The 3,274-nt window shown below is 65.1% G+C and carries 3 protein-coding genes; all 3 read right to left on the bottom strand.

Features of this window, described 5'->3' with window-relative positions; genetic code table 11:
• A partial coding sequence (locus tag Q0082_RS07730) for an aspartate-semialdehyde dehydrogenase (RefSeq protein ID WP_298191304.1) occupies positions 1-677 on the bottom strand: 677 nt, incomplete at its 3' end.
• Between the two features lie 53 nt (positions 678-730).
• Entirely contained in the window at positions 731-2,989 is a 2,259-nt protein-coding gene (locus Q0082_RS07725; RefSeq protein ID WP_298191303.1) for a S9 family peptidase, read from the bottom strand.
• Between the two features lie 120 nt (positions 2,990-3,109).
• A partial coding sequence (locus Q0082_RS07720) for a 50S ribosomal protein L19 (RefSeq protein ID WP_298191305.1) occupies positions 3,110-3,274 on the bottom strand: 165 nt, incomplete at its 5' end.

Raw genomic sequence — 3,274 nt, 5'->3', positions numbered from 1 at the left:
TCGAGGATCTTCTTGGTCTCGGCGACCATCTTCCACTCTTCCTTGGTCGAGCCGTCATCAAGGAAGCTGTCGATGTGCGGGATCACGTTGAAGGCGATCTGCTTGGTGAACTTGCGCGGCTCGACCGGATCGCCGACGAAGATCGCGCGGCTCTGCTCGAACAGCTCGTCCATGCCTTCCTTCCCCGCGCCCGAAACCGACTGGTAGGTCGCGACGACGACGCGCTTGATCGTCGCCTTGTCGTGCAGGGGCTTCAAGGCCACGACCATCTGCGCGGTCGAGCAGTTGGGGTTGGCGATGATGTTCTTGGCCTTGTAGCCGTCGATGGCGTCCGGGTTCACCTCGGGCACGATCAGCGGCACATCCGGGTCCATCCGGTAGAGCGAGGAGTTGTCGATCACGACGCAGCCTGCCGCAGCCGCGCGCGGGGCGTGGACCTGGGTCGCGGTGGAGCCGATAGCGAAGAGCGCGATATCCCATCCGGCGAAATCGAAGTTGTCGATGTTCTGGACCTTGATCATCTTGCCCGTCTCACCGAACTCGATCTCGGAGCCCTGCGAGCGCGACGAGGCAACCGCCGCGATCTCGTCGATCGGGAACTCGCGCTCGGCGAGGATATTGAGCATCTCGCGCCCGACATTGCCGGTCGCACCTGCGACCACTACCCGGTAACCCATTGTACTCTCCTTGCGGCGGCCTATCCGGCCCCAATTGGCTCGCTTCTCGTCGTTTACTGGCCGCTACCCACGCCGTTGCGGTCGAGGAAGCGGAATACGGTTTCGTAGAGATGCTTGCTGACCTTCGGCCCGCTGATGCGGTGGGTGAAGCCGGGGTAAAGCATCATTTCAAACGGCACAGCCTCGCCCTGCAGCTTGGCGATGAGCGCGGTCGAGTTCTCGAACACCACATTGTCGTCCGCCATGCCGTGGACGACGAGCAGCGGATCGCGGATCTTCGCGGCATCGGCGAGCGCACCCGAGGTTTCGTAAACCTTCGGCTCCTTGTTGGGATCGCCGAGATAACGCTCGGTGTAGTGGGTGTCGTAAAGCTCCCAGCGCGTGACCGGGGCAACCGCAATGCCGGCCGCCCACTCGCCCGGATGGTCTTCCAGCATCTTGAGCGTCATGTAGCCGCCGTAGGACCAGCCGAAGGTGCTGACGCGCTTCGGATCGACGAAGGTCAGCGACTTCAGATAGCGCGCGCCGGCAAGCTGGTCCGCCACCTCGACCGAGCCCATCGCGCGGTTGATCGCGCTCTCGAACGTCACGCCGCGATTGTCCGAGCCGCGCCCGTCGATGGCGAAGTAGATGTAGCCCTTGTCGACAATCGCCTGCGCCAGCGCGCCCTGCCACCCCTTGCCGACGACCTGCGCATGCGGGCCGCCGTAGTGGTACGAGAACACCGGATAGCGCTTGCCGGGCTCCAGCGGCGGCGTGATCATCATCCAGTGGAGCGGGGTGCCATCTTCCGCCGGGATCGTGCCGAATTCGGCCTTGCGGTGGCTGGCGAGGAACGGCGCATAAGGGTGCGCCCCTTCCACACGGTTTTCCTCGATCCACGCGATGCGCTTGCCGGTGGCGTCCGCCAGATAGGACTGCGGCGGCTGCGCGTCGGCGCTGCGGGTGACTACGAGCGTCTGGCCCTTGCGGTCCATCGCAGCGCTGTTGTGAAAGGCCAGATCAGTCAGCCGGTCGAGCTTCTCGGGCATCTTCAGATCGAACGCATAGACTTGCGGCGCAAGGACATCGTCCTTGGTGCCGACGAAGGTAACGCGGCCCGACTTCTGGTCCACGCCCAAGAGATCGGTGACCACCCACGGCCCCTTGGTCAACTGGGTGAACTGGCCCGCCTTGAAGTGGTAGAGGTGTCCGAAGCCGTCACGCTCCGACCACCAGATCAGGCTGCCGTCCGCAAGGAAGCGGTAGGCGTCCGAGAGGTTGATCCAGCTCCCCTTGGCGGCCGTTTCGGTGAACAGCACCTCCGCCTTGCCGGTGGAGGGATCGACCTTGAGCATGTCGAGCTTCGTCTGCGCCCGATCCTCGCGCTGGACGTAGAGCGCCTTGCCATCGGGTGCCCAATCGACGCGGGCGAGATAGATGTCCTTGTCCTGCCCGAGGTCGACCTGCACCCGACTCTGGCCGTCCGCGCCAACTACCCAGAGCGAGACTTCGGCATTGGGGCTGCCTGCCACCGGATAGCGCTGCTCGAAGGTCTTGGTGCCCTCGGCGCCGATGGCCGCGCGGGTGACGGTGCCGACCTTGGCCTCGTCGAAGCGCTCGACGGCAAGGCGTGCGCCATCGGGCGACCACCAGTAGCCCTTGAAGCGGTTCATTTCCTCCTGCGCTACAAACTCGGCCTCGCCCCAGTGGACGGTGGCGGCGGTTTCAGCAGGGGTCACAGCCTGCGGTTCGGTCTTGCCGTCCACTGCCCCCACGAAGAGCCGCTGGTCGCGCACGAAAGCGACATGGCCGCCCTTGGGGCTCAGCGAGGGATCGAGCTCGCCGCCCTTGGTCCCGGCGATCTTGCGCACCGAACCATCGAGGCCCGCAAGCAGCAGATCGCCATCGATGGGGACGAGCACGGCGGTGCTGTCCGCCGTCCATTCGTAGCTGACGATGCCCTTCAGATCGCCGATGCGCTGGCGCTCGCGCTGCATCTTCTCGGCCTCGGAAAGCTCGCGGCCCGAGGAGAGCTTCTTCGAATCGACCAGCATCCGCCACTGGCCAGCCTTCCGGTCGAAACCCCACAGATCGTAGCGCTCGCGGTCGTCCGGCCGATTGCGCAGGACGGTGACAAAGCGGCCATCGGGCGAGAGCTTGACCGCGCGCGGCACCGGCCCGGCCAGGCTCGGGCTGGCGAAGACGCGCTCGAGCGAGAGGGCTGGCGCAGTCTGGGATGCAGTCACGGCACTATCCTTCGTCTCGGCGGCAAGAACGGGCGCAGCGACGGCGAAAATGCTCGCTGCGAGCAGAGTGGTCAGCAGTCGCATGGAAGCGAAGGTCCTTGGCTAAGGTATGGCAAAACGAAAGAGGCGCCCCGGCTGGTTTGCCAGGGCGCCACTTGAAGCACGCTACGGTGCCCGGGCGATGGGCTTATCGGCCCTCCCTGGTCAGCTTTCCGTCGTGGTTTTAATCGTCTTGCGCTCGGCAATACGCGCCGACTTGCCGGTGCGGCCGCGCAGGTAATAGAGCTTGGCACGACGCACGACGCCGCGGCGGACCACGGTGATGCTGTCGATGTTGGGCGAGTAGAGCGGGAACACGCGCTCCACGCC

Source organism: Novosphingobium sp. (genome assembly GCF_027489515.1).
Lineage (GTDB): Bacteria > Pseudomonadota > Alphaproteobacteria > Sphingomonadales > Sphingomonadaceae > Novosphingobium.
Note: the sequence above shows the minus strand (reverse complement) of the source record. Positions and strands in the feature narration are given on the sequence as shown.